Genomic DNA, 23,546 nt, shown 5'->3' on the forward strand with positions numbered 1-23,546 from the left:
AGCGGGCTACGTGGGGCCGCCGGCCCGGATGACGGCGGGGCCGTGGCCGTACCAGCGGTGGATGGCCCGCCGCAGCGCCCGGGAGTCGGTGAAGCCGACCCGCGCGGCGATGGACTCCACGCTGAGCGTGGTCTCCCGCAGCAGGCGGTCCACCCGCCGCCGGCGCAGCCTCTCCAGCTCCTCCCGCCAGCTGGTGCCCTCGTCGTGCAGGCGGCGCTGGAGGGTCCGGGGGCTCATGGCCAGTCGCGCGGCCACCTGGTCGAGGCCCGGCGGGCTGCCGGCGACCGCGGACTCGAGCACGGCGTGGAAGCGGTCGAGCCAGCCCAGCACCGGCCGGGCGGTGACGACGGACAGCCGCGCGTGGTCGTCCAGGATCGCGGCGAGCGCGGGGTCGGCACGCGGCAGCGAGGCCTCCATGTCGGCCCGGGCGAACGTGATCGACGGCTCGCCGGTCTCGAACTCGACGCGCCTGGTGCCGAAGAGCTCCATCAGCTGCCTGGGCGCGGCGGGCGAGCGGTGCGGCAGGTGTACGCGTACGGGCGTGATCCACCGTCCGGCGCCCGAGCTCGCCATGACGAGCATCATGTACGTCGCGAACTCCGCGATCATCGGGTAGTCCGGGTGGTCGCGGTAGGGCCCCTGCCAGCTGACCGTCACCCCGCCGTCGTCGTCGCGGGTGACGACGAGCCGGTCGGCGGGGTCGGCGATGGCCGTGAGGCGGCGGGAGGCCACCTGGAACGCGTCGCCGAGTGTGCCGGAGACGGCGAACAGGTAGTCCCACACGCCCAGGCCACCCGGCCGCCACAGCTCCATGACCCGGTTGCTGCCGCCCGTCTGCCACGCCGGGCCGGAGATCAGCTCCCAGACCCGCAGGATGGTGGCGGTGGGGATGCGGATCCCGTCCTCGTCCAGGACGGAGAGGCCGGGCACGCCGGCGAGGCGCGACCGGTCCAGCCCCGCCGCGATGCCCGCCCTGACCAGCAAGCGGGTCAGATGGGGCGAGACGGTGCCCTTCGCGGTGTCGTCCCCCGTCGTGCTGCTCACCATGAACTCCCAGCGGAAGTGGCGCCTTCGGCCCACCCGATGACGCCTTCGGCCCTCCTGACGGACTCCCGCAATTTCTACCTTCATGGGCAGACAGCCCCTTCAGGGGCCCTTGCGGGAGGAACATGATGGAGAACACGCTGTTCGACTACAGCCCGATCGTCGGGCGCGAGCCGATCCGCTGGCCGGGCGGTGCCCGCGTCGCCTTCTACGTCGGCCTGAACGTGGAGCACTTCACCGTCGACCGCCCCTCCACCAGCATCAACGAGGCGACCGCGGCACTCGTGCCGGACCCGCTGAACTACGGCTGGCGCGACTACGGGCCGCGGGTGGCGATCTGGCGCGTGATGGAGGTCCTCGACCGGCACGGGATCCGGGCGAGCGTGCTGCTCAACGCCGACGTGTGCGAGCGGTACCCCCAGATCGTCGAGGCGGGCAACGCCCGCGACTGGGCGTGGCTGGCCCATGGCAAGAACAACTCCACGCTCCAGGTCGACGTCGGCGACGAGCGCGCCTACCTGACCGAGGTGGTCGAGACCATCGAGAAGGCCACCGGGCGGCGGCCGCGCGGCTGGCTGGGCCCCGCGCTCACCGAGACGTTCCGGACGCCGTCCCTGCTCGCCGAGCTCGGCCTGGGTTACGTGCTCGACTGGACGAACGACGATCAGCCGTACCGGCTGAACGTCCCGGGGATGCTGAGCGTGCCGTACTCGCTCGAACTCAACGACCTGGGCATCTTCACGATGCACGGCAGGAGTGGCGGCGATTTCGTGCAACTGGTCAAGGACCAGTTCGACCAGCTCTACGCGGAGTCCGCCGAGAGCGGGCGGGTCATGGCGCTGGCGCTGCACCCGTTCGTCATCGGCCAGGCGTTCCGGGCGAAGTACCTGGACCAGGCGCTGGAGTACGTCGCCGGCCACGACGGCGTATGGCTGACGACCAGCGACGAGATCGCCGAGCACTACGCGGGCCTGGGGCGGTCGTAGAGTGACCGCGTGAGAAGACATATCGCGTTCGAGCGGCTGCACAACTTCCGGGATCTCGGCGGCTACCGGGCCGCCGACGGGAGCGTGGTGCGGTGGGGGCGGCTGTTCAGATCCGATTCGCTGGCCAAGCTGCGCGGCGAGGACTGGGACCGCTTCCTGGGCTTGGGCGTCCGTACGGTGATCGACCTGCGCTACCCCTGGGAGATCGAGGCCAGGGGGCGGGTGCCGCACCACGACGGGGTCGCCTATCACAACCTCAGCATCGAGCACCGGCCCTACGACCAGGCGGAGATCGACCCGGACGCCGACCCGTGGCGCTTCCTGGCCGACCGCTACGCCGAGGTCGCCCTCGACGGGGTCGCGGAGCTGCGGCAGGCCCTGGAGGTCATCGCCTCGGCGGACGAGCCGGTGGTGTTCCACTGCGCCTCGGGCAAGGACAGGACCGGGCTGGTGGCCGCGCTGGTGCTGGCCCTGCTGGAGGTGCCGGAAGACGACATCGTGCGGGATTTCGCGCTGACCGAGCTGGCCACCGACCGGCTGATCGCCGACTGGCGGGCGGCCCACCCGGGCCGCGAGCTGAAGTGGCCCGGGTACGGCAGAGCCCCCGCCGAGATCATGCGGCTCTTCCTGGCCGACCTGGCGGCGGCTCACGGCTCCGTTCGGCGTTATGTCACCGACCGGCTCGGCGTGGACGAGGAGCTGATCTCAGAGCTCCGCGGCCGGTACCTCCACGACGGCTACGCCGGCACCCAGCGGTAGGAGGCGACCTCGGCGCCGCGCGGCTCGTACGACACCTCCAACCGCCGCGAGCCGCGCTCGAGCGTGAACGTGACCTCGGCGGGCGAGCCCTTGGCCAGCTCGGAGCCGCTGGGGCCGGCCAGGATGCGGTCACCTTCACGCATGCCCGCCCGGTCGGCGGCCGATCCGGCCACCAGCCCCGCGACGACGCCGGTCTCCATGCTGCCGAGGTCGAACCCGGCCTCCGCGACGCGGTCGCGGAGGTCCTCGCGCCGGAAAGGAGGCCCGAGGGCGTCGGAGGCGGGGACCATCCACTCGCCCGCCTCCAGCGCGGCGAAGTCGCGCCTGGCCTGCTCGCCCAGCTCGGCGACCACCAGGTCGATCCACTCGGGCACGCCGACCTTCTCCCCGGCCCGCTTCCGGTCGAGCACGGTGAGCACGAGCTCGTCGAGGGGGCGGCGGCCGGCCGCGCGGAGCTTGGCGTCGAGGCCGAGGAAGTAGAACAGGCCGCGCCCGTACGGGACCCGCTGCGCCCGCTGGTCCTTCCAGAACAGCTCGGCGGCCGCCCGGTTGCTCAGCGTCTGGAGGGGATTGGTGTAGTAGCTCCGGGCGCGGTCGTTGATCAGGCGGAGGAACGCGTCGTCGTCGATGAGCCCGGCGCGGTGGGGCAGCACGATCGAGTAGTACTCGGCGGTGCCCTCGGTGTACCAGCTGACGTCACCGTGCTCGCCGTCGAGGTGCGGCCAGTTGTGCGCGGTCTCGTGCGCGAGCAGCGAGGTGAGGTCTTCGGGGGCCGGTGACTCGGCCTCGCTCCAGCCGAACATGAACGAGCGGTGCAGCGCGGTGCCGCCGTTGCCCCGGTAGGGGTGCTTGCGGATGAAGACCCGGTGCCCGGGCTCGGGTTCGCGGAAGAAGTCGCACATCGCCCGGTAGATGCGCTCGACCTGGGTGGCCACGGCGACGGTGTCGAAGGAGGGCTCGCTCAGCCAGTACATCGCGAACGGCCCCGAGTCCGGATATTTCGTTATTGGTCCGGCGAAATAGTAGCTGAACGCCAGCTTCTCGGCGGTGCCCGTCAGCTCGACGTCGCCCTCGCCGAAGCTGGAGACGCCCTGGCCGGCCCAGCGCAGGGTGATGGCGTAGTCGTGGGTGGTGTCGGGCAGCGCCAGGAACGAGATGCCCGCCCCATGCACCCCACCCGCCTCGGCGCGCAGGTCGAACAGCGGGCCGTTCCTGGTGGCGGAGTCCACGGCGCGTACCGGTGCGAAGTAGGCCACCTTGACATCGCCGACGCTGTCACGCGTGGCGCACTACCGGCGATACGCCCAGCTCGACGTGGGCGGCTCGGCCTCCTCACTGATCGGGAGCTCGCCGAGGTCGTCGGTGACGCGCAGGTCGGCGGTGCGCAGGGTGACGCCGGGGATGCCGACGACGACACCCGGCAGGCGGCAGACCGCCTGGCCCGCCGGGACGGACGGCGACTGCAGGACGTATTCGACGTCGATGCCTTCGGGGCGCGGCGACAGGGTGAGGGAGAGCGTGGGGAGGGTCATCGGGCCTGTCCTTGAGGGGCGAGGAGCGCGCGTACGGCGGAGACGGCGGTTTCCAGCGACTCGCCGTCGCCGAGGGAGTGCCCCGCCACGAGCGGCAGCACGTGGACGTTCGACGCCGGCACCCCGGCGTGCCGGATCGCGTGCGTGCTCGCGGCCAGGGGCGTGGCCAGGTCGAAATAGCCGCCGGTCACGAGCACGCGGATGCCGGGGCGCTCGCGCAGGAGCTGCGCGACGTGCTTGGTGGGGTTGCGGTAGAAGTCGGCTTTGGGGTGCTCGCCGCGCCAGTCGAAGGCGAAGTTGAGCTCCAGGGAGAGCGAGACGTAGGTGCCCTCGTCGGTCGCCCCGGCCTCGCGCCTGAGATAGTCGGCCAGCTCCTCGGAGAGGATGACGTTGGACCTGCCGATGCCGAACGCCGGGTCGTCGGCCGCGAGCGGCCGGTCGTCCTCGGGCGGGGGCGGCATCGGGCCGGTCACCCTCGTGTCGAGCCGGCCGACCAGCTCGTCCCGGTCGGCGAGCAGCGTACGCAGGAAGTCCTCGCTGCCGACGCGCAGGTCCGCGGCCAGCACCTGCCCGACGGGCAGCCCGATGAGCTCGGCGACCCGCTCGGCGACGGCGGCGCGTTCGTCCTGGGGGAGCGCCGAGCCGAGGTGCAGCGCCGTCAGGAAGCGCGACTGCGCGAACTCCTGGGCCCGGTCGAACACCGTCGCGGCGTCCGGCGCACCGGCCGACGCGCGGCCGTGCGCCCAGGCGGCGACCGCCATCGTGGGCAGTTCGAGCACGTGCGGCAGGTCGTTGCCGGGCGCGGGCGTGGACGCCGTCGCGTCCAGCAGCGGCGAGACGAAGACGAGCCCCGCCACGTCGATGTCGCCGACCTCCGCGCAGAGCGTGGCCAGCCGGTGGCCGCCGTAGCTCTCGCCGACGAGGTAGACGGGGCAGTCCCGGCGGTCGTGGCGGGCCAGCCAGTCGCGGATGAAGTGCCGCATCGCCGCCACGTCGCCGTGCACGGTCATGTACGGCGACGCGCCGCCCTCCCGCAGCACCCGGCTGAACCCGGTGCCGACGGGATCGACGAAGACCAGGTCGGCGACGTCGATGATCGACAGGGGATTGGGCACGACGATCCGCCGCCGCCCGGTCTCCGCCGGGACCGTCTCGAAGCGCTGGGGGCCGAACGCCGACATGTGCAGCGGCGACGACGAAGCGCCGGGACCGCCGTTGAACAGGAACACCACGGGCCGCCGCCCCGAGCCGGGGACGACGTAGCTCGTACCGGAGATGAGCGCGTCGGGGACGCCGTCGGCTCCGGCGAGCACCGACGACTCCCAGCGGGTTGTGTAGCTCTTCGGCATGTGCTCTCCCGTCAGAGGGTTTTCAGCTCGGCGAGCAGCCGGTCGACGTCGGCGTCCGAGGCGTAGAAGTGCGGGGACATGCGCAGGTGGCCGCCGCGGTGGGCCACCGCCAGCCCCCGCGCGGCGAGCCGGTCGACGGCGTCGGCGTGCCCGGCGACGCTGACGATCCCGCCCATGCGCTCGGGGTGGGCGACGGGGACGAGGCCCAGCGCCGCCGCCTCCTCGTGGAGGCGGCGCGCCAGCCGGGCCACGCGGGCGTGGATCTCCTCGTGCCCGACCGTCTCGCGGAAGGCCGCGGCGGCCTCCAGCGCGTAGACGCCGGGCAGGTTCAGATGCCCGTACGTCAGGCGCGGCGTCGGCGGGGGATTGCCATGCCCGAGCAGCGTGGGCCGCAGCGAGTCGAGCGCGGCGCGCCGGGCGGCGACCACCGCCACGCCGAACCCGGCCAGGAGCCACTTGTAGCCGGTGGCCACGTAGAAGTCCACGTGGTCCAGGCCGATGGGGATCGCGCCCGCGGCCTGCGCGCCGTCCACCACCAGCGTCGCGCCCGCCCGCGCGCACGCCGCGCCCAGCACGTCCAGGTCCACCAGCGTGCCGGTGAAGGAGCTGACGTGGGAGACGGCCACCACCCGCGTGCGCGGGCCGATGGCCGTGAGCAGCGCGCCGAGCCGGTCGTCGCCGGGCAGCGCGTCCACCTCCACCACGCGTACGGCGTCGCCGAGCCCCCGCCATGGGTAGACCACGGTCGGGAACTCGTCGCGCAGCACCAGCACCTCGTCACCCGGCCGCCACGGCACCGCGTGCGCGATCGCGTTGACCGCCTCGCCGGTGGTGGCCATGAAGGCGACCTCGTCCTCGGCCACGCCCAGCTCGGCCGCGTAGCGCCGGTGAGCCCGTTCGACGACCGGCCGCCACTCGCGCGAGCCCCGGGTGCCGCGCCCCAACGCGTCGTAGCAGGCGCCGACCGCGGCACGGACGGCCTCGGGCACCAGCCCGATGGACGCCGTGTCGAAATACCCTCCCGACTCCATGCCCACCTCCAATGTTCAACACACAGTAGAGGAATTCAATATCTAGTCAAGAGGTTCGGCCTGGAGTTCGTTGAGGTAGTTGTAGATCGTGAAGCGGCTGACCTGGAGCCGCTGCGCGGCCAGGTCCACGGCGCCGCGCAGGGTGAAGAAGCCGCGCTTGTTGAGATCCTCGACCACCGCGATCTTGTGGGACTTCTTCATCAGCTCGACCGGCACCCCCACGCCGCCGACGGCGTCGGCCAGGATGCCGTCGCCCAGGCTCTCCAGCGTCTGCGGGAACGTCTCGGCCGGCCCTCCGGGCGGCCCGCTCAGCAGCGGGCCCGCGCCCGGGTCGGTCGAGGTCAGCGCCCGCAGGATCTCCTCGGCCCGCTTCAGGTCGCCGATGTCGGTGTTGATGCACAGGCACGCCACCGACCGGCCCGAGGGGGCGTGGAAGAAGACGCTCGACGAGCGCATCACCAGCCCGTCGGCCGTCTCGGACCGGTAGCCGATCAGGTGCTCGGTCCAGCCCGCCTTGAACGTGCGCAACCCCAGGTCGGTGGCCGGCCCGCCGATGTCCCTGCCGGTCAGCGTGCCGCCGATGGCGGCGATCGTGTTGGGCATCGTGGTCAGGTTGTGCAGGACGACCTCGGTCTTGGGGCCCATGGCCTGGGCGAGCATCGGGACGACCGGCCCCAGGATCTCGACCACCAGCGCGGCGTGCGCCCGCTCTCCCGTGGTGAACGTCAGCTCGTCGTCCTCGGATGTGGATGTCATGACCGGCACCTGTCTCGTGGCTGTCAGAAGATCAACAGCATGTCGAAGGAGCGCTGCCGCGTGTCGCGCTTCAAGGAGGCGTTACCTTGCGGAAACTTCTCACCATTGTAGAGCACTGCAACAAGTCGTAATCTTGATGCCTTTCCGGATTCTGTCGGACCCGCCTGGCAGCGTCGGTACAGCCGACCGTCGAAGGGGTGACGCATGAGCACGACAGCCCGGGCCGATGTGCACGTGAGCTACCACCAGATCCAGGTGCGGGAAGAAGAGGGGGACGTGCCCGTCGTGGACGGCGTGCCCAACGGCCTGACCGCCTCGGTGCCGGGCGCGGCGGTGATCCGCACCGGCATCCACACCGGCGTCGTGGACGTCACCGTGCGGCTCGCCGACGCCCCGCCCGCCGGCGCCGCCGCCGAGGGGTGGGACGAGGTGGAGGAGGTGGAGCTCATCAGCTTCGAGGGCGGGATGCGGCTGGCGGGCCTCCTGGGCGACCCGCCCGAGGAGCTTCCCGTGCTCACTCCGCACGGCCCCGGCCGCTACGGCATGCGGGTGCACGCCCGGGGGCGCGACATCGACTACGACGGCGTGGCGCGGGTGCCGTTCGAGTTCTACCTGGTGACCGTGTGGCCCATCGACGTCGGGCCCGAGGCCCGGCGCCGGCTCGGGGTGGGGGTGGCCGAGGAGCTGGGACTGCCCGGCAAGTCCCGCGATCTCCGGGAGCGGGCCCGGCATCTCGGCCTCCCGGCGCAGGAGCCCGGTCGCGTCGCACGGGCGGAGCGGGAGCCTGGGCGCGCTGCGCGGGCGGAGGGTGAGTGGGGGGACGTCGCCCGGGTGCCGTCGTCCGTGCCGGGGCGAGTCGCTCGTGCCAGGCCCGCCCCGCCGCCCACCCCCGTGCGCGGGACGGCCCTCGCCTCGGAGCACGGCTTACGCATCGGCAACCCCTACCGGGAGCCGGCCGCCGAGCCTGAGCTGCCCGGCGGCCTGGTGGCGGCCGTGCCCGACCTGCTGGTCATCCGCACGCTCAAGCGCCAGGGCCGGGTGGGCGTGCACGTGCGATGGGATGCCGCGGCGCCCCGCCTGCCGGTGAGCCGGTGGGAGCAGGTGGAGGAGATCGAGTTCGTCACGACGACGGGGATCATGCAGATCGAGGGGATGCACACCGACGGCGAGCGCCCGCCCAACCTGACGTTCCAGGGCACGGGTCGCTACGGCCTGCAGGTCCACGGCCGCGCCCGGCGGGGGGAACGGCTGTCCAACCGCCCCGGCGAGTCATACCTTCTGGTGATCTGGCCCGTCGCGCTGGGATCCCCCTAGCCGGCCCTGCGGGTGTAGACGACGCGGTCCACCAGCCGTTCGGACTGGCCGGGAGGCGTGAAGTACAGGTCGAAGGTGTGCTTGTCGTTCGACCTGATGGTGATCACGGTCCGCATCGGGATGGTCTTCCCGACGTACTCGGGGCCGAGCACCCCGGGGTCGGTGAACGTGCCGGGCAGCGACAGCTTGTTGGTGCGCTTGGCGAGCGCGGGCCCGCGGTAGGTCATCGCGGTGGGGGTGGCGCTGTCGAAGGTCGTCCACTCGTAGCGCCGGTCGATGGTGGAGAAGCCGAGGACGCCCAGGCGGTAGTAGGGGTTGCCGCCCAGGGTCCCCTCGGTCCGCTCCTCCAGGAAGCGGCCGCCGGTCCTGGCGATCCACCGCGTCGTGACCGTGATGTCGCGGGAGACGATCGGCTTGCCGCCGCCGAGGAGGTAGTTGGTCTTGACGGCTTTCCAGGTGCCGACCAGCGGGTCGAGCTGCCGGTGGAAGGGGCCGGGCGCGAGGACGTCGGCGGGCGCGCTCCGCACCTGGACGGCGGTCCGCGCGGTGATCGGTGCCGCGGCGCGCGCGCTCTGGAGCTGGGCGGCGACCCGCGCGGTGGTCGGTGCCGCGGCGGACGCGCTCGGCGCGCCGGCCAGGCCCAGTACGGCCACGGCCGAGACCACGGCCGGTGCCAGTCGGTTCAGCATGATGTCTCCACAGTGCTCGGAGGGCTCGGACGAACCCGGCCGCCGGAGTGATCTCGGCGCAGAGGGATCGTGACATCGGGGGCATAGCCGCTGATAGTGTCGCTGTACTCGGCCGGGTATGCATTTTGCACGGTTCACGAGGAGGGGCCGGGTGGCGCGGACCGCGGACGATCTTCCGCTCCGGCTGGCCCGAGCCATGCTGTGGGCCTCGTTCGGCATCCTGTTCGCCATCCGCGCGCTCGCCGGGCTGGACAGCGGCGCCGGACCGCTCGGGGTGCTGCTCCCGATGGCGTCGTACCCGCCGCTGGTCGCGCTGGCGGTGCGGCGCTGGAGCCTGGCCGGCCGGTACGCGCTCCTCGCGGCCGTGGTGCTGCTCTACTTCCTGCCGTTCCCGGTCGTCGGCGAGTCCTGGGACTGGGTGCCGTGGACCGTGGCCGCCGCCGTCCTGTGCGCTCTTCCCCGGCGGGCCGCCTGGCCGCTGTTCGTCCTCGTCGTGGCCGCGGCCGGCGCGTCCGTCCTCGTGCTCGGGTACGACGCCTATCCCGGGGAGGAGATCCAGGCCCTCCTCGGGTACATGATCATCACGGCGGACGACGGTCTCATCGTGTTCGGCCTGTCCGCGCTCGTCCGGGCCGTCGAGCAGGTGCACGGCACCCGGGAGGAGCTGGCCCGGGTGGCCCTGGCCAAGGAGCGCCTGCGGCTGGACGGAGAGTTACGCGGCGTCCTCGGCGGAAAGCTGCGGGCGATCGCGTTCCGGATGCGGAAGGCGGCCCAGGAGGAGCCCGGGGACGCTCGGAGCGACCTCCGGGAAGGCGTCGAACCCGCCCGGCGCGACCCCGGGGGAGATGCCGAACTCGCCCGGCGCGACCTCCGGGAAGGGGTCGAGCTCGCGCGGCGCACGTTGGCGGAGGTGCGGGCCACGGCCGGCGCCTACCGTGCCGCCGCTCCTCAGGAGGCCCCGCCGCCGATCGAGTCGCCGCGCCTGGCCCGGCACGTGCTGCTCGCGGTCCTGCTCATCCAGTGCGTGCTCGTCCTGAGGGTCATGGCGCCCTCCCACCCCTACGACTGGCCGGCCTTCGCCCTCGCGGCGGCCCTGCTGGCCGCCGTCGTCATCCTCCAGGTGCTCCCGCCGTCGCGGGCGGCGCTGATCGCGCAGAGCCTGCTGATCCTGCTGCCGCTGGCCGTCTTCCCCGAGGCCTGGGACCGCTTGCTGAGCGTCTTCACGGGCAGGCTGCTGCTCAACGTACGGCCGCCGCTCTCCTGGGCGATGACCGGGCTCGTCCTGGCCGGGCACCTCACCTGGCTCCTCCACTCCGTGGACAGCGGCGCCCTGTTCGTCGACGACGTCGCCGCGGCGCTCTCCCAGTTCGGCGGCCACATCATGATCATGTGGCTGGTGTACTGCCTCGGACGGCTGAGCGGGCTCCTCACCGTGCTTGAAAGGATGCGGCACGAGCTCGCCGAGGCGGCGGTCCGCCGCGAACGGGCGCGCGTCGCCGGTGACCTGCACGACGTGCTGGGCTTCAGCCTGTCGGCGGTCGCGTTGAAGGGCGAGGTGGCCGAACGCCTGCTGGACACCGACCCCTCCCGGGCCAGGGCCGAGATCGCCGCGCTCGGGTCGCTGGTCGAACGAGCGGTGGCGGAGCTCGGCTCCATCACCGGGGACCGGGTCGAGCTGCGGCTCCGTACCGAGGTCGACGCGGCCCGCGAGGTGCTGGCGAGCGCCGGCATCGAGGTGGTGGCGAGCGTCGGGACGGGCCCGCTGGCGGCGGAGGCCGACACCGCGCTGGCCGCCGTGCTCCGTGAGGGCGTCACCAACGTCCTGCGCCACAGCCGGGCCCACACCTGCGAGATCACCGTGTCGGAGGCGGCGGGGTCCGTACGGCTGCGGCTGGTCAACGACGGCGCCACCGAACGGCCGGGGAAGCGGGGGACCGGGCTCGACAGCATCGCGTCGCGGACCGGCGGGCGGCTGACGGCGGGGCATCGCCCCGGTGGCAGGTTCGAGGTGCTCGCCGAGTTCCGCACGGATCCGGCCGACACCACCCAGGCCGCCCAGGAGGCGAGCCGCCCGTCCCAGTAGCGTTCGAGGAGGTGAAACCGTACGACCGCGGTCCATTTGTCCATCCCGTCCGGAGCCCGCATGTCTTCGCATCCGACCGTCGTGCCCGACCTGTCCGGCGGCGTCTCCGGCGCCGCCGCCCTGGAACCTCTGCTGCGCACGGTGCTGACCGCCCTCTCGGAAGGCGCGGCACGGCGCGGCGGGCCGATCCCCGCCGGTACGCCCGGCGAGCTCTTCGCGGGAGTCGCCCAGGGCTTCGCCGGGCCGGGCGGTGACGCCCTGCGCCGGTTCACCGAGCTGGTGGCCGCCGGCAGCGCTGACCCGGCCGACCCGGCCTGCGCCGCGCACCTGCACTGCCCGCCGCTCGCCGTCGCCGTGGCCGCCGACCTGGCGATCTCCGCGCTCAACCCGTCGCAGGACTCCTGGGACCAGGCCCCCGCGACCACCGCCCTGGAGACCCTCCTGCTGGGTGAGCTGGCCGGATCGGTGGGCTACCCGGACTCGGCCGCGGGTGTGCTCACCTCCGGCGGCACCGAGTCCAACTTCATGGGCCTGATGCTGGCCAGGGACCGGGTGCTGGGTCACGCGACCGGCCACCGGATCGAGCGGAGCGGCCTGCCGGCGAACGCGCCGCAGGCGCGGATCTTCGCCTCCGCCGCCGCCCACTTCTCGATTCGGCGCGCCGCGGCGCTGCTGGGCCTGGGCGAGGACGCGGTCGTGACCATCCCTGTGGACGGCGAGCTGCGGATGCGGCCGGAGGAGCTGGCCGCCGCGCTGCGGGAGTGCGTGCGGCGGGGCGAGCTGCCGATGGCCGTGGTCGCCACGGCCGGCACCACCGACACGGGCGCGATCGACCCGCTGGGAACCTGCGCGGCGCTGGCCGCCGAGCACGGGGCCTGGCTGCACGTGGACGCCGCCTACGGCGGTGGCGCCCTGCTGTCCGACCGGCTGGCTCCGCTGCTGGCGGGCATCGAGCGGGCCGACTCGGTGTCCCTGGACTGGCACAAGCTGGGCTGGCAGCCCGTCGCCGCGGGCGTCTTCCTGGTACGGCGGGCCGAGACGTACGAGTCGCTGAAGCGGCGCGCGGCCTATCTCAACCCGGCCGACGACGAGGAGGCCGGCTACACCAGCCTGCTCGGGCATTCGCTGCGCACCACCCGCCGCCCCGACGGCTTCAAGATCGCCGTCACGCTGGCCACCTTCGGCAGGGACGGCCTGGGCCGCCTCGTGGACGCCTGCCACGATCTGGCGCGGGCCGGAGCGGCGGCCGTCCGCGTCCATCCCCGGCTGGAACTGCACGCCGACCCGGTGCTGACGGCGTTCCTCTTCCGGTATCTCCCGGCGGACTCCGCCCTGGCGGATCGGGTGAACGCCGGGCTGCGCCGCCGCCTGCTCCACGAGGGACGCGCCGTCGTCGGCCGTACCGAGCTCCCGGGAGCGGGGCCGGGCCGCGTGCGGCTCAAGCTCACCCTGCTCAACCCGCACACGACCGCTGCCGAGGTGGAGCGGCTCGTCCACCTGGTCGCCGCCGCGGGCGAGGCCGAGGAGGAGACACTGTGAAGCGGGGCCTCTAAGCTGAGTGATCGTGACGACGCGGCGAGCCGAATTGCGCACATGAGCGTGGTCCGCGTTCTCCTCGCGGAGGACATGCTCCTCCTGCGCGAGGCGCTCGTGGAGCTGCTCCACCTCCACGACGGCATCGACGTGGTGGCCCAGGTGTCCAGCGGGGCGGAGATCGTGGCGGCGGCGGAGCGTCACCGGCCGGACGTCGCGGTGATCGACATCGACCTGCCGGGCATGGACGGCATCACGGCCGCCGCCGAGCTGAACGACCGCCTGCCCGCCTGCCGGGTGCTCATCCTGACCGCGCTGAGCAAGCCGGGAGAGCTGCGCCGTGCGCTCGATGCGAGGGTCGCCGGGTTCGTCCCCAAGGACATCAGGCCCGGCGACCTCGTCGCCGCCATCCGGACGGTCGCCGCCGGAGGCGAGGTGGTGGACCCGGCCCTGGCCATGACCGCGTTGCGGGCGCCGGAGAGCCCGCTCACCCAGCGCGAGACGGAGGTGCTGCGGATGTCGGCGACCGGCGCCCAGCCCTTGGAGATCGCCGAGCGGCTCTTCCTCACCTACGGCACGGTCCGCAACTACCTGACCTCGGCGGTCGCCAAACTGGGCGCCCGCAACCGGATCGACGCCATCCGCATCGCCTCCGAGGCCGGCTGGCTCTGACCGCGGCCCGCGCCGAACGGCATCTCACGATGCCGCAGCGGACGTGAAGCCCTCGAGGATGCCGTTGAAGAGGTCCGGGCGCTCCATGTTGGGGTAGTGGGCGGCACCGTCGATCGAGATCGCCCGCCCGTCGGCCACGGTGCGGGCGAGGCGTTCGGCCATGCCGATGTGGTCGGGCGAGTCGAGAGCGCCGTTGACGGCCAGCACGGGAACGCCGATCCCGGCGACGCGCTCCCAGGTGTCGCGGACCGGGACGAGCAGGTCGGGCTCGCCGGCGGTGTGCTTGGACATGGTGGCCCTGGCCATCCGGCGCAGGCGGCCGGCGACGCCGGGGTCGAGGTCGTCGAGAGCGCGGTGCGGGCCCGCGGCGAACAGCATGAACCCCTCGACGGAGCCCTCCAGATCGCCGGCGGCCATCGCCGCGTGCCAGGTGGCCAGGGCCCGGGTGGTCCAGGGGTCGGTGAAGTACGGCTCGCCGGTGCCGGCGCCGCTGACGACCACGGCGGCGACCAGGTCCGGATGCTCCAGCGCGGTGTCGACCGCGATGCTCGCCCCCATGGACACGCCCGCCAGGACCGCCGGCCCCGTGTCCAGGTGGCGCAGCAGCGCGCCGAGCTGCGCCGGATCGGCGGTGACCTCACCGACGCCGAGGTCACCGCCTGCCTCCGGGTCCTCTCGCGCCTGCTCGGGCATCTTGACGACATCGACATGGACTGAGCGGGACCTTCATCCCACGGTGTAGTCCTTGAGCGGCACGACGTCCTCGGCCACCTCGACCGGGGGCTCGGTGGGCGGCTGGAGGAACCAGCGGGCCGCGGCCCGGCCGTGCAGCTGGTTGCGCTCGACGTAGTCGCGCAGCCGGCCCTCGTACGCGGCGAAGGCGGTGGCGTGGTCCGGGGCCTCCGCCAGCTCGCCGGCCAGCACGTACGCGCCGATCAACGCCTGCGAGGTGCCGCGGCCGGAGGTGGGCGCGGCGCAGTGGGCGGCGTCGCCCACCAGCGCCACCCGGCCGGCCGACCACGAGTCCATCACGACCTGGCCGGAGGAGTCGAAGAAGAACTCCTCGGCCTCGCTCATGGCCTCCAGCAGCCGGGGCACCTCCCAGCCCGCGCCGTCGAAGTGCTCGGCCACCAGCTTCTCCTGCTGCCGGCGGTCGCGCCGGTCGTAGTCCAGGTGGTCGGCCCCGAACGACAGGCCGACGCGGAGCTCGCTGTTGCCGCGGGCGGCGAAGGCCAGCGCGTTGCGGCCGGTGGTGTTGTGCATCAGGCCCGTGCGGTCGAGGCCGAACAGGTTGGGCGTGGTGAACAGCGCGCCGTAGATGCCCAGGTGGCGGACGTAGCGGGACTCGGGGCCGAAGGCGAGCCGGCGCACGGTCGAGTGCATCCCGTCCGCGCCGATCACCAGGTCGAACGTACGGGACCCGGCGCGCTCGAAGGTCACGTGGACGCCGGAGCCGTCCTGGTCGAGCCCCGTGATCGTGTCGTCGAAGAGGTAGTCGGTGGTGTCGCGGGTGGCCTCGTACAGGATGGCCGTCACGTCGGACTTGAGCACCTCCAGGTCTCCGGAGATGGCGCTGGCGGGCAGCTCGGCCAGGGGCGCGCCGGCGTCGTCGACCAGCGTCATCCCGGTCATCCCCGTCTCGTGCCGGCGCATCTCCTCCAGCAGGCCCATCCGCTCCAGCACATCCAGCGCGCTGCCGCGGAAGTCGATGGCCGCGCCGCCGCCGCGGACGACCGGGGCCCGCTCCACGATCGTGGGCGCGTGGCCGTGCCGGTGCAGCCAGTAGGCCAGGGCGGGACCGGCGACGCTGCCGCCGGAGATCAGGATCCGCATGGGGACTTCCCTTCTCGGTTGGTGTGGGGCAACCGTACGCGGAGTTTGGGCAAATGCGCAAGACGGACGTCTCATGCGTGCGTGCTAGGCTGCCTGCCATGGGAAACCGGGAGGATTTGCTGGCCGGGGCGCGGCGCTGCCTGGAGGAGAAGGGGTGGGCGCGCACGACCGTCCGCGACATCTCGGCGGCGGCCGGCGTCAGCATGGCCGCGATCGGCTACCACTTCGGCTCGCGCGAGGCGCTGCTCAACGCGGCGCTGGTGGAGGCCATGCGGGAGTGGGGCGAGCAGATCGGCGCCGCGATGGCCGCCGTGGACGAGGCGGCCGCGCCCGGCGAGCGCTTCGAGGCGCTCTGGGAGCGGCTCATCGCGTCGATCGGCGAGCACCGCACGCTGTGGCTGGCCAATCTGGAGGCCATGGTGCAGGCCGAGCACTCGCCGGAGCTGCGCGACGAGCTCGTGGCCGGTCAGCGCGAGGGCCGCCGCGGCATGGCCGCGCACCTGGTGGACGGCGACGAGGCGGACCTCGCCGAGCGCGAGGTGCGCACCGTCGGCTCGGTGCACCTCGCGCTGCTGCTGGGCGTGATGATGCAGTGGCTCAACGACCCGGACCAGGCTCCGACGGGGGCGGAGGTCCTGGCGGGCCTGCGCGCGCTGACCGCCCGGATGGGGTGAAGTTCGTCAATCGTTCAGCTCGGCGCAGCCGGCCGGATCCCGGGCAGGCGCCATCATGCCTCTGTGTACCGCATTCCGGTGGCCGTCGTGCTGGCGGCGCTCACCATGGTCACGCCGGTCGAGGCTGCCGTCGGCTGGCAGGTCAGCTTCCGCGGCGGAGCCCGTACGTACATCGCGGATCTCGCCGCGACCGGGCCGGCGGACGCCTGGGCCGCGGGCCGGCGCGAGACCGAGCAGCTCGATCCGCGGACCGGCTCGCCCGTCACCGCGCCCCTGATCAGGCACTGGAACGGCAGGGAGTGGACGGAGTTCGCCGGCCCGGGCGGGTCCCTGCGCGATATCTCCCTGATCGAGGCGTCCTCCCCGGCCGACGTGTGGATCGCGGGGAACACCGGCGCCCGTTCGGTGCTGTCGCGCTGGGACGGCAGGCGCTGGCGGCTCATGGGGTCGGGCCGGACCACGATCACCGATCTGGACGTCCCGGACGGCGAGCACGCCTGGGTCGTGGGCCGCGACGACCGTACACGGGGAGTGTTCTTCAAGCGCTATCACGGCGGCCGCTGGACGAGCCTGCCCGCGCCGGCGTCCCTGAGGGAGATCAGCGTCCGCACGCCCGGAGAGATCTGGGGCTGGGGTCCCTCCGCCGTCATGCGCTGGGACGGCACGGCGTGGCACCCGGTGGCGCTGCCCGCCGTCGCGGTGCCCGCGGCGGCCGTGCCCGCGTACGGACCGGTACGGGTCCGCTACGACGCGGTGCTCGCCGCCGCGAACGGGGACGTCTGGATCGCCGCCGGGTTCCAGCAGGGCGACTGGACGCAGCCGGGGGCCGTCCTGCTGCACCGGCGCGGCGGGACGTGGGAGCAGCTCCGGCTGCCCGACGACCACGTCACCACCCTGTCCGGCGACGGCTCGGGCGGCGTCTACGCGGCGACGACCCGGCAGTCGATCACCGCGACCCCGGACGGCCAGGACCCCTACGCCTACACCACCCTGTCCATCGACGCGCTCCGGTACGCCGGCGGCGTGCTGACCCGGCAGAGCGTCACTCCGCCGGCGACCGGATTCGAATGGACGGACCTCGTCGCCGTGCCGCGTACGGGCTCGGCGCTGGCCGCGGGCTTCGCCTGGAAACCTCCTCAGGGAGACGTGATCTTCCGCAACTCCTAGCGCCGCAGGTCCAGCCGCACCCTGGCCAGCCAGGACCCCCAGCCGTTCTCCGGCCGGCTGTCCCCGATGCGCAGGTAGAACGTACGGGCCTCGCCCCGCAGTTCGTCGAGGTCGAGCGTGCGCGCCGAGCGGTTGGACAGATCGCGCACGTCGGCGCTCTCCTGCAGCACGGTCCGCCAGCTCCGGTTGTCGGCCGAGACCTGCACCAGGAACTGGTTGCCGATGTCCAGCGTCACCGAACCCCCGCTCACCTGGGCCGGCAGCTCGAACCGGTAGGTGGCGTGGCCGTCGCCATCGGTGAAACGGGCGCGCCCGTCGAACACCTCGCCGTCGAGCTGGGACCCGTCGGCCTCCAGCAGCCACGGCTCCTCGGCCGCCGTGCCGGGCGTGAACTCCACGGTGTCGCCGACCACCGTGACCGTCACCTGCTCGGAGGCCGGCCCCTGGTCGGAGGTCGCGGCGAGCCGGATCGGATGGCTGCCGGGACCCGCCGTCGCCGGCACCGTCACCTGGAACGTCACGGTCTGGGACGCGCCCGGCGCGACGGGACCGAAGGCGACCCCTCCCGAGGGCTGGAGGGTCCAGCCCTCGGGGCCGGTCGCGGTCAGACGTCCGGCGGCGGGCCGGTCGGCGTGGTCGGACACGGTCACCGGGACTGTCACGGTCTCCCCAGGAGCGGCGAAGACCCCGGCGGCCTCGATGACCAGCGGTGACGTGGCGGGCGGCGCGGGGGCGAGCAGCTCGATCTCCGCGAGCGACGTGCCGCCGGTGAACCTGATCCGGTAGTGGGCGTACGCGCCAGGATGCGCGATCTTGAACGGACGGGTCTGCAGCCGCCACGGGAAGCTCTCGCCGGCCCGCTCGTCGAGCACCTTCCACGACGTGCCGTCGGCGGAGCCCTCCAGGACCCATCCGGACGGATCCTCGGAAGGCTGTCCGGCGCCGGAGGTGAGCGTGTAGTAACGCGCCTCCCGGTCGCCGTCGAAGGTGTATCGCACCCATTCGGGCAGCGTCGCCCGGGTGGCCGAGTCGTCGTCGAACAGCGCGCTCACGTCCGCGCCGCCGGCCGCCGACGCCGTGCCGCGTCCCGGCCCCGTGAGGTCGTGCAGCGGGGCGGGGATCCGGTCGTCGTCGGTGATCGAGGGCGGGGCGGCGTTCCTGCCCGTGCCCCAGCGCGACGGCTTCGGCCCCATCTCGAACACCAGCTCGCCGCCCTTGGCGATCAGCTCGTGCGGAAGGTACGTCTTGTCGTACGGCCTGCCGTTGACCGTCAGCCCCTGCACGTAGACGTTGCGCGGGCTGTTGCCCGGCGCCTTGATCACCAGCTTCCTGCCGCCCTCCAGGTGCACCGTCGCCTTCTTGAACAGCGGCGAGCCGATCGCGTAGTAGGGGCTGCCCATCTGCAGCGGGTAGAACCCCAGCGCCCCGAAGACCTGCCAGGCCGACATCTCCCCGTTGTCCTCGTCACCGGGGTAGCCCTGGCCGATCTCGCTGCCCAGGTAGAGCCGCGAGAGCGCCTCGCGCACCTTGGCCTGGGTCTTCCACGGTTGTCCCGCGTAGTCGTACATGTAGGCGATGTGGTGCGAGGGTTGGTTGCTGTGCCCGTACTGGCCCATCCGGATGTCCCGGGCCTCGCGCATCTCGTGGATGATCCCCCGGTACGAGCCGGGGAACGCCGCCGTCTCCTGGGTGGCGAAGAACGCGTCCAGCTTGGCGGCCAGCTTGTCCGCGCCGCCGTACAGGTTGGCCAGGCCGCGGCCGTCCTGCGGGACGTGGAAGGCCATGTTCCAGCCGTCGGTCTCGGTGTAGTCGAAGCCCCACGTACGCGGATCGTAGGCGCTCGGCTTGAGCCGGAAGGAGCCGTCGGCGTTCCGTCCCTGGAAGAAGCGCACCGCCGGGTCGAACAGGTGGACGTAGTTACGCGCCCTGTTCTGGAAATATTCGTACTCCTCCAGGTAGCGGGCACGCTCCGCTCCCGTGGACCGCTCGGCCAGCGCCTTGGCCATGTTCGCGATCCCGAAGTCGTTGATGTAGCCGTCCATCGCCCACGACATCGCCTCGCCGGTCGACTGGACGCTCGTGTACCCGAGGAAGACGGAGGTGTTCAGGCCCTTGCGGCCCACCTGCCGGGTGGGCGGGGCGACGGTGGCGTTCTTGACCGCGGCCTGGTAGGCGGCCACGGCGTCGAAACCGGTCACCCCCTTCAGGTACGCGTCGGCGAAGGCGACGTCGGAGCTGGTGCCGACCATCAGATCGGCGTACCCGGGCGAGGACCACCGGGAGATCCAGCCGCCGTCCAGGTACTGCCGCACGAACCCGTCGATCATCTCCCCGGCCGCCTTCGGCGTGAGCAGCGCGTACGCGGGCCAGGTGGTGCGGTAGGTGTCCCAGAAGCCGTTGTTGACGTACACCTTCCCGTCCGCCACCGGCGCCCCGGTCTGGGTGGGCGTGCTGGGCGGGGTGCCGGTCGCCGACTGCACGGCGTGCTTGTGGACGGGCGCGGCCGCGGTGCCGGTGTTCTCGAAGCCGGAGTTGGGATAGAGGAACAACCGGTACAGGTTGGAGTACAGCGTGACCAGCTGGTCCCGGCCGGCTCCTTCGACCTCGATGACGCCCAGCTTGGCGTCCCACGCCCGGCGGGCGCGCTCGCTGACCGTCTCCAGGGTGTCCGAGGCGGCGATCTCCAGCTCCAGGTTGTGCCTGGCCTGGTCGATGCTGATCAGCGAGGACGCGATGCGCATGGTGACCGTCCTCGTCGTGCCCGCGTCGAAGGACAGGTAACCGAGCACGTTGTCGCGGCCCTGGCCGGTCAGCTTGCCGCCGCCGGTGACCGGGCGGTCGAAGACGGCGTAGTAGAACATCCGCGTGGCCCCGGTGGACAGGTCGCTGCGCACGTCGGAGTAGCCGGTCACCACACCGCCGGCCGGATCCAGGGTCAGGCCGCCGCTGTTGTTCACGTTGTCGAAGATCAGCTTGGCCTCGGTGCCGGGGAAGGTGAAGCGGGCCAGCGCCGCGTGGTCGGCCGGGGCGATCTCGGTCTTGAGCCCGTTGTCGAACGTGACCGCGTACAGGTGCGGCTGCGCGACCTCCCGCTCGTGGCGGAAGGCCAGCGCGCGGGCGGTACGGGACGGGTTGGGCACCCCCTCGGCCGCCGAGGGCATGAACTGGAACGTCTGCCGGTCACCCATCCACGGGCTGGGCTCGTGACTGGCGCTGAACGCCTGGATCTCGGGCAGGTTGGCGGCGTTGCCGGCCCGGTGGTACTCGTACAGCCAGCTCGTCGAGCCGGCGTTGGTCATCGGCGTCCAGAAGTTGAACCCGTGCGGCACCGCGGTGGCCGGGAAGTTGTTCCCCCGCGAGAAGCCGCCGGTGGAGTGCGTCCCCCGGGTGGTCATCACGTACTGGGTAGGGCTGCGATCGTCGTGTGCCGGGCGGCCCTCGTACGGCTGCCGCTTCCGCTCCGAGACGATCTTGATGTCGTCCACCCACCCGCGGAACCCGGCGGGCCCTGCCGGGCTGTCGTAGGCCACCAGGATGCGGCTGATCCGCTTGCCCTTGGCGACCTCGCCGATCTGGGCGCGCTTGTAGTTCCACTGGTCGGCGTACAGGGTCTTGGACTCGCCCTGCGCGCGCGGCGCCAGCCGGACGCCGTGCTGGTCGACGGCCTTGAGGTCGCTGAGGTACGTGCCGTCGCGGAAGGCCAGGTCCACCGAGACGTACGTGCTGGGGTAGCGCAGGTCGGCCGCGGTGAACTCGGGGAAGACCACGTAGGACAGCTCCGTCGTGGCCGTGACCGGGATGTCCACCTCGAACACCTTGTTGGTGGAGTGGCCGCCGGTCTCGGCGGTGGTGCTGCCCGCGTACTGGAACGCCCGCAGGCCGGAGAAGCCGGCGCGCGGCTTGGACACGAACCCGCCGTTCGGCCCCGCGCCGATCTGGCTGCGCATGTCGCTGGGCGGCGTGGGGCCGGTCCGGCCGTCCGACAGCTCCCACTCGGCCAGCTGCAGGGTCGAGCCGCCGCCGATCCGGGCGACGTTCAGCCGGTAGTGGGCGTAGGCGGTCGGGTTGGCGAAGCGGTACTCCTTGCGCTGGAAGCGCGCCGTGAACGTCTCGCCGGTCCGGGTGTCCAAGGTGGTCCAGCTCTGCCCGTCCTGGGAGCCCTGCAGCTGCCAGTCGCGCGGGTCGCGTTCGGGCGCGTCGTTGGCGGAGGTCAGCGCGTAGTGCACGACCGCGACCGGGGCGGACAGGCCGTACTGCGCCCAGCCGGTGCCGGCGAACACCAGCCACTTGGTGTTCGCGTCATCGTCGGCCAGGTTCTCCTTCCCCTCGCCGCCGGAGGCGTTCTCGCCGCTGACGCTGAACCGGGCGATCCGGTCCGAGATGCTGCCCTCGATGCGTCCGGGCAGGGTGCCGATGACGTTCGCGGCCTTCTTGACGCCGCGGGCGTCGGTCTCTGTCGTGTCGGCCCACGTCGGCTGCGGGTCGCCGGGCTCGAAGGAGGAGGCGAAGGCCGCGCCCTCGGCCCGGGCCAGGGCCTGCCCGTCCCGCGCCGCCCGCTGCGTCTCCGCCGCGGGCGGAGCCGGCTCGGCGGCCTGCGGGCCGGGGGGCGGGCTGTAGGAGGGGTTGGGGGTCGGAGTGCCCGAAGGGCCGGGATTGGGCACGGGCTCAGGTCCGGCCGGGCCGGTCAGCGCGGCGGCGGGTGCGGCGAGGGCGAGGGTGGTCACGGCGCATAAGACCGCCATCATAAGAGATCGTTTACGACGGGACGGGGAAGGCCAGAGGGTGCTCACAGCGGTCTCCCAGGAGGAGTGATGACAACGTTGTCAACCCCGATCTGTTAAGGAAGTTTTCAAATCGGCGGCGCCGTGTCAAGACCTCAGTGGGAGCCGACCAGGGTCTTGAGCGCGATGATGGCCAGCCCCATCGCGAGGTTGGCGGCCCCGGAGAGGGCCACCACCCGCGCGGAGGCCCGGGCCGTGACGGCCGCCGCGACAGCCCAGGCCGTCTGGCTCGCCACGGCGACGACCAGCGCCACCCAGGTCGACGCCTTGTCGGACAGGCCCAGCGACGAGGCGAAGGCGGCGCCGATGGCAGGGGGGAACGAGGCCTGCGCCACCGGCCAGTCGTGCCGGCCGGCCGTGCGCAGCCGCTCCCAGGTCAGGGGCTGGGTTCTGCTGGACACCACCCAGGCGTAGACGTGGGCGAGCCAGAACACCACGCCCGTGCAGATCAACACGACCACGAGGTCGCCCGCGGACACCGGCGTGCCGTCCACCGCGCTGCCGGCCACGACCGAGGCCGCCAGCAGCGAGCCGTACACGGCCCCCGCGAACTCGGTCCGCTCCTGGCCGCCCTCGGCGTCATGCGTGTCCATGGCAGCAGTGTCGTCGGGCACCCGCCGGGCCCGGCCGGTCGGCGTGCGGGACGATGCACAGTTTTGGGCTGTTCGGGAAGATCGCCAACCTGCCCCCGCCGCGCCGCGTGAGAGGATCTGCTGGCGATATGGCCTGGTTTTCGATCGTTGGGGGAAACGATGTTCGCAATATCCCTGGGCGAGGACGGCGCGGAGCTGCGGCCGCTGGAGCCGTGGTCGGCAGAGGAGTTCCTGGCCCACATGGACCGGGCGCGGGAGTTCGTCGGGCAGTTCATCGCGTTCGCGGACAGGGCCACGGACCTGGAGTCGAGCCGGTCCCTGCTCCAGAGATACGCGGAGAAGGCCGCCACCGACACCGGGCGGATCTACGGCATCTGGTTGGACGGCACGCTGGTCGGCGGGGTGCTCTTCCGCACGATGGACGTCCTGACGGGCGTCGCGGAGGTGGGCTGCTGGCTGGAGCCGTCGGCGGCGGGCAAGGGCCTGGTGTCCAGGGCCGCACGGGTGATCATCGATTGGGCCGTCGAGGAACGGGGCATCCACCGCATCGAGTGGGTGGTCGCGTCGGAGAACGCGGCCAGCATCGCCGTGGCCCGGCGGCTGGGGATGACCAAGGACGGCGTGCTGCGGGAGAGCTACCCGTACCGGGGCAAGCGGCACGACATGGAGGTCTGGTCGGTGCTCGCGCCGGAGTGGCGCGCGGCCAGGCAACCGTCCTAGCGCGACCGGCACCCGCCCGCCGTCCGGGCG

20 protein-coding genes are annotated in these 23,546 nt (G+C 72.6%); 9 read left to right on the forward strand and 11 right to left on the reverse strand.

Annotation, left to right across the window (positions count from 1 at the left end):
• Positions 1 to 6: 6 nt before the first annotated feature.
• Complete coding sequence (locus ABZX61_RS33300) at positions 7 to 1,080, reverse strand: helix-turn-helix domain-containing protein (RefSeq protein ID WP_355200089.1); 1,074 nt, start codon at positions 1,078 to 1,080, stop codon at positions 7 to 9.
• A gap of 89 nt (positions 1,081 to 1,169) precedes the next feature.
• Between ABZX61_RS33300 and ABZX61_RS33305 the strand changes: the two genes are divergently transcribed.
• The gene (locus tag ABZX61_RS33305) at positions 1,170 to 2,030 is read left to right on the forward strand and encodes a polysaccharide deacetylase family protein (protein ID WP_355200090.1); all 861 of its coding nucleotides are present in this window, start codon (positions 1,170 to 1,172) and stop codon (positions 2,028 to 2,030) included.
• 9 nt (positions 2,031 to 2,039) lie between these two features.
• Positions 2,040 to 2,789, forward strand: a complete 750-nt coding sequence (locus tag ABZX61_RS33310) for a tyrosine-protein phosphatase (RefSeq protein ID WP_355200091.1) — start codon at positions 2,040 to 2,042, stop codon at positions 2,787 to 2,789.
• Here ABZX61_RS33310 and ABZX61_RS33315 read toward each other — a convergent pair.
• The 5 genes from ABZX61_RS33315 to ABZX61_RS33335 are packed head-to-tail and all read right to left on the reverse strand — an operon-like array spanning position 2,768 to position 7,457.
• Entirely contained in the window at positions 2,768 to 4,045 is a 1,278-nt protein-coding gene (locus ABZX61_RS33315; protein ID WP_355200092.1) for a hypothetical protein, read from the reverse strand. The genes ABZX61_RS33310 and ABZX61_RS33315 overlap by 22 nt on opposite strands.
• Before the next feature lie 33 nt (positions 4,046 to 4,078).
• Positions 4,079 to 4,321, reverse strand: coding sequence for a hypothetical protein (locus ABZX61_RS33320; protein ID WP_355200093.1), 243 nt, complete (start codon positions 4,319 to 4,321; stop codon positions 4,079 to 4,081).
• Positions 4,318 to 5,670 (reverse strand): hypothetical protein, encoded by a 1,353-nt coding sequence (locus ABZX61_RS33325; protein ID WP_355200094.1) that lies wholly within the window; start codon positions 5,668 to 5,670, stop codon positions 4,318 to 4,320. Before ABZX61_RS33325 ends, ABZX61_RS33320 begins: the two co-directional genes overlap by 4 nt.
• A gap of 11 nt (positions 5,671 to 5,681) precedes the next feature.
• Positions 5,682 to 6,701, reverse strand: a complete 1,020-nt coding sequence (locus ABZX61_RS33330; RefSeq protein ID WP_355200095.1) for an aminotransferase class V-fold PLP-dependent enzyme — start codon at positions 6,699 to 6,701, stop codon at positions 5,682 to 5,684.
• 42 nt (positions 6,702 to 6,743) lie between these two features.
• Positions 6,744 to 7,457, reverse strand: coding sequence for a PAS domain-containing protein (locus tag ABZX61_RS33335; protein ID WP_355200096.1), 714 nt, complete (start codon positions 7,455 to 7,457; stop codon positions 6,744 to 6,746).
• A gap of 204 nt (positions 7,458 to 7,661) precedes the next feature.
• Here ABZX61_RS33335 and ABZX61_RS33340 point away from each other — a divergent pair, with 204 nt between their 5' ends.
• A complete protein-coding gene (locus ABZX61_RS33340) occupies positions 7,662 to 8,771 on the forward strand; it encodes a hypothetical protein (RefSeq protein WP_355200097.1) in 1,110 nt (369 codons plus the stop codon).
• Here the strand turns inward: ABZX61_RS33340 and ABZX61_RS33345 are convergent.
• A complete protein-coding gene (locus ABZX61_RS33345; RefSeq protein WP_355200098.1) occupies positions 8,768 to 9,460 on the reverse strand; it encodes a DUF1579 family protein in 693 nt (230 codons plus the stop codon). The two genes, ABZX61_RS33340 and ABZX61_RS33345, sit on opposite strands and share 4 nt — an antisense overlap.
• A 151-nt stretch (positions 9,461 to 9,611) precedes the next feature.
• Here ABZX61_RS33345 and ABZX61_RS33350 point away from each other — a divergent pair, with 151 nt between their 5' ends.
• The 3 genes from ABZX61_RS33350 to ABZX61_RS33360 are packed head-to-tail and all read left to right on the forward strand — an operon-like array spanning position 9,612 to position 13,748.
• The gene (locus tag ABZX61_RS33350) at positions 9,612 to 11,543 is read left to right on the forward strand and encodes a histidine kinase (RefSeq protein WP_355200099.1); all 1,932 of its coding nucleotides are present in this window, start codon (positions 9,612 to 9,614) and stop codon (positions 11,541 to 11,543) included.
• A 60-nt stretch (positions 11,544 to 11,603) separates the two neighbouring features.
• Positions 11,604 to 13,082: a pyridoxal-dependent decarboxylase gene (locus ABZX61_RS33355; RefSeq protein WP_355200100.1), complete on the forward strand. Its 1,479-nt coding sequence runs from the start codon at positions 11,604 to 11,606 to the stop codon at positions 13,080 to 13,082.
• Between the two features lie 60 nt (positions 13,083 to 13,142).
• Entirely contained in the window at positions 13,143 to 13,748 is a 606-nt protein-coding gene (locus ABZX61_RS33360; protein ID WP_355200224.1) for a response regulator transcription factor, read from the forward strand.
• Between the two features lie 24 nt (positions 13,749 to 13,772).
• On the opposite strand, the gene ABZX61_RS33365 is transcribed toward ABZX61_RS33360, so the two are convergent.
• The gene (locus ABZX61_RS33365) at positions 13,773 to 14,441 is read right to left on the reverse strand and encodes an alpha/beta hydrolase (RefSeq protein ID WP_355200101.1); all 669 of its coding nucleotides are present in this window, start codon (positions 14,439 to 14,441) and stop codon (positions 13,773 to 13,775) included.
• Positions 14,442 to 14,474: 33 nt separating this feature from the next.
• Positions 14,475 to 15,581, reverse strand: coding sequence for an FAD-dependent monooxygenase (locus ABZX61_RS33370; RefSeq protein ID WP_355200102.1), 1,107 nt, complete (start codon positions 15,579 to 15,581; stop codon positions 14,475 to 14,477).
• A gap of 98 nt (positions 15,582 to 15,679) precedes the next feature.
• Here ABZX61_RS33370 and ABZX61_RS33375 point away from each other — a divergent pair, with 98 nt between their 5' ends.
• Together ABZX61_RS33375 and ABZX61_RS33380 are read left to right on the forward strand one after the other, a co-directional pair.
• On the forward strand, positions 15,680 to 16,255 hold the full coding sequence (locus ABZX61_RS33375; protein WP_350731735.1) for a helix-turn-helix domain-containing protein: 576 nt from the start codon (positions 15,680 to 15,682) through the stop codon (positions 16,253 to 16,255).
• A gap of 63 nt (positions 16,256 to 16,318) precedes the next feature.
• A complete protein-coding gene (locus ABZX61_RS33380) occupies positions 16,319 to 17,422 on the forward strand; it encodes a hypothetical protein (RefSeq protein ID WP_355200103.1) in 1,104 nt (367 codons plus the stop codon).
• On the opposite strand, the gene ABZX61_RS33385 is transcribed toward ABZX61_RS33380, so the two are convergent.
• Positions 17,419 to 22,146 carry a GH92 family glycosyl hydrolase gene (locus ABZX61_RS33385; RefSeq protein WP_355200104.1) on the reverse strand — a complete coding sequence of 1,576 codons (4,728 nt, stop codon included), beginning with the start codon at positions 22,144 to 22,146 and terminating at the stop codon, positions 17,419 to 17,421. The two genes, ABZX61_RS33380 and ABZX61_RS33385, sit on opposite strands and share 4 nt — an antisense overlap.
• Positions 22,147 to 22,298: 152 nt before the next feature.
• Complete coding sequence (locus ABZX61_RS33390; protein ID WP_355200105.1) at positions 22,299 to 22,796, reverse strand: hypothetical protein; 498 nt, start codon at positions 22,794 to 22,796, stop codon at positions 22,299 to 22,301.
• A 159-nt stretch (positions 22,797 to 22,955) separates the two neighbouring features.
• Here ABZX61_RS33390 and ABZX61_RS33395 point away from each other — a divergent pair, with 159 nt between their 5' ends.
• Complete coding sequence (locus ABZX61_RS33395; protein ID WP_355200106.1) at positions 22,956 to 23,516, forward strand: GNAT family protein; 561 nt, start codon at positions 22,956 to 22,958, stop codon at positions 23,514 to 23,516.
• The last annotated feature ends 30 nt before the right edge of the window (positions 23,517 to 23,546 follow it).

The sequence above is a fragment of the Nonomuraea sp. NPDC003709 genome, from assembly GCF_040610775.1.
In the GTDB taxonomy this organism is placed as follows: Bacteria; Actinomycetota; Actinomycetes; order Streptosporangiales; family Streptosporangiaceae; genus Nonomuraea; species Nonomuraea angiospora_A.

What these genes read in the sequence shown, in the direction of transcription:
- ABZX61_RS33330 (WP_355200095.1), bottom strand. Translation starts at nt 6,701, where the DNA reads ATGGAGTCGGGAGGGTATTTCGACACGGCGTCCATCGGGCTGGTGCCC.
- ABZX61_RS33320 (WP_355200093.1), bottom strand. Translation starts at nt 4,321, where the DNA reads ATGACCCTCCCCACGCTCTCCCTCACCCTGTCGCCGCGCCCCGAAGGC.
- ABZX61_RS33355 (WP_355200100.1), top strand. Translation starts at nt 11,604, where the DNA reads ATGTCTTCGCATCCGACCGTCGTGCCCGACCTGTCCGGCGGCGTCTCC.
- ABZX61_RS33345 (WP_355200098.1), bottom strand. Translation starts at nt 9,460, where the DNA reads ATGCTGAACCGACTGGCACCGGCCGTGGTCTCGGCCGTGGCCGTACTG.
- ABZX61_RS33340 (WP_355200097.1), top strand. Translation starts at nt 7,662, where the DNA reads ATGAGCACGACAGCCCGGGCCGATGTGCACGTGAGCTACCACCAGATC.
- ABZX61_RS33375 (WP_350731735.1), top strand. Translation starts at nt 15,680, where the DNA reads ATGGGAAACCGGGAGGATTTGCTGGCCGGGGCGCGGCGCTGCCTGGAG.
- ABZX61_RS33305 (WP_355200090.1), top strand. Translation starts at nt 1,170, where the DNA reads ATGATGGAGAACACGCTGTTCGACTACAGCCCGATCGTCGGGCGCGAG.
- ABZX61_RS33370 (WP_355200102.1), bottom strand. Translation starts at nt 15,581, where the DNA reads ATGCGGATCCTGATCTCCGGCGGCAGCGTCGCCGGTCCCGCCCTGGCC.
- ABZX61_RS33395 (WP_355200106.1), top strand. Translation starts at nt 22,956, where the DNA reads ATGTTCGCAATATCCCTGGGCGAGGACGGCGCGGAGCTGCGGCCGCTG.
- ABZX61_RS33390 (WP_355200105.1), bottom strand. Translation starts at nt 22,796, where the DNA reads ATGGACACGCATGACGCCGAGGGCGGCCAGGAGCGGACCGAGTTCGCG.
- ABZX61_RS33325 (WP_355200094.1), bottom strand. Translation starts at nt 5,670, where the DNA reads ATGCCGAAGAGCTACACAACCCGCTGGGAGTCGTCGGTGCTCGCCGGA.
- ABZX61_RS33365 (WP_355200101.1), bottom strand. Translation starts at nt 14,441, where the DNA reads ATGCCCGAGCAGGCGCGAGAGGACCCGGAGGCAGGCGGTGACCTCGGC.
- ABZX61_RS33335 (WP_355200096.1), bottom strand. Translation starts at nt 7,457, where the DNA reads ATGACATCCACATCCGAGGACGACGAGCTGACGTTCACCACGGGAGAG.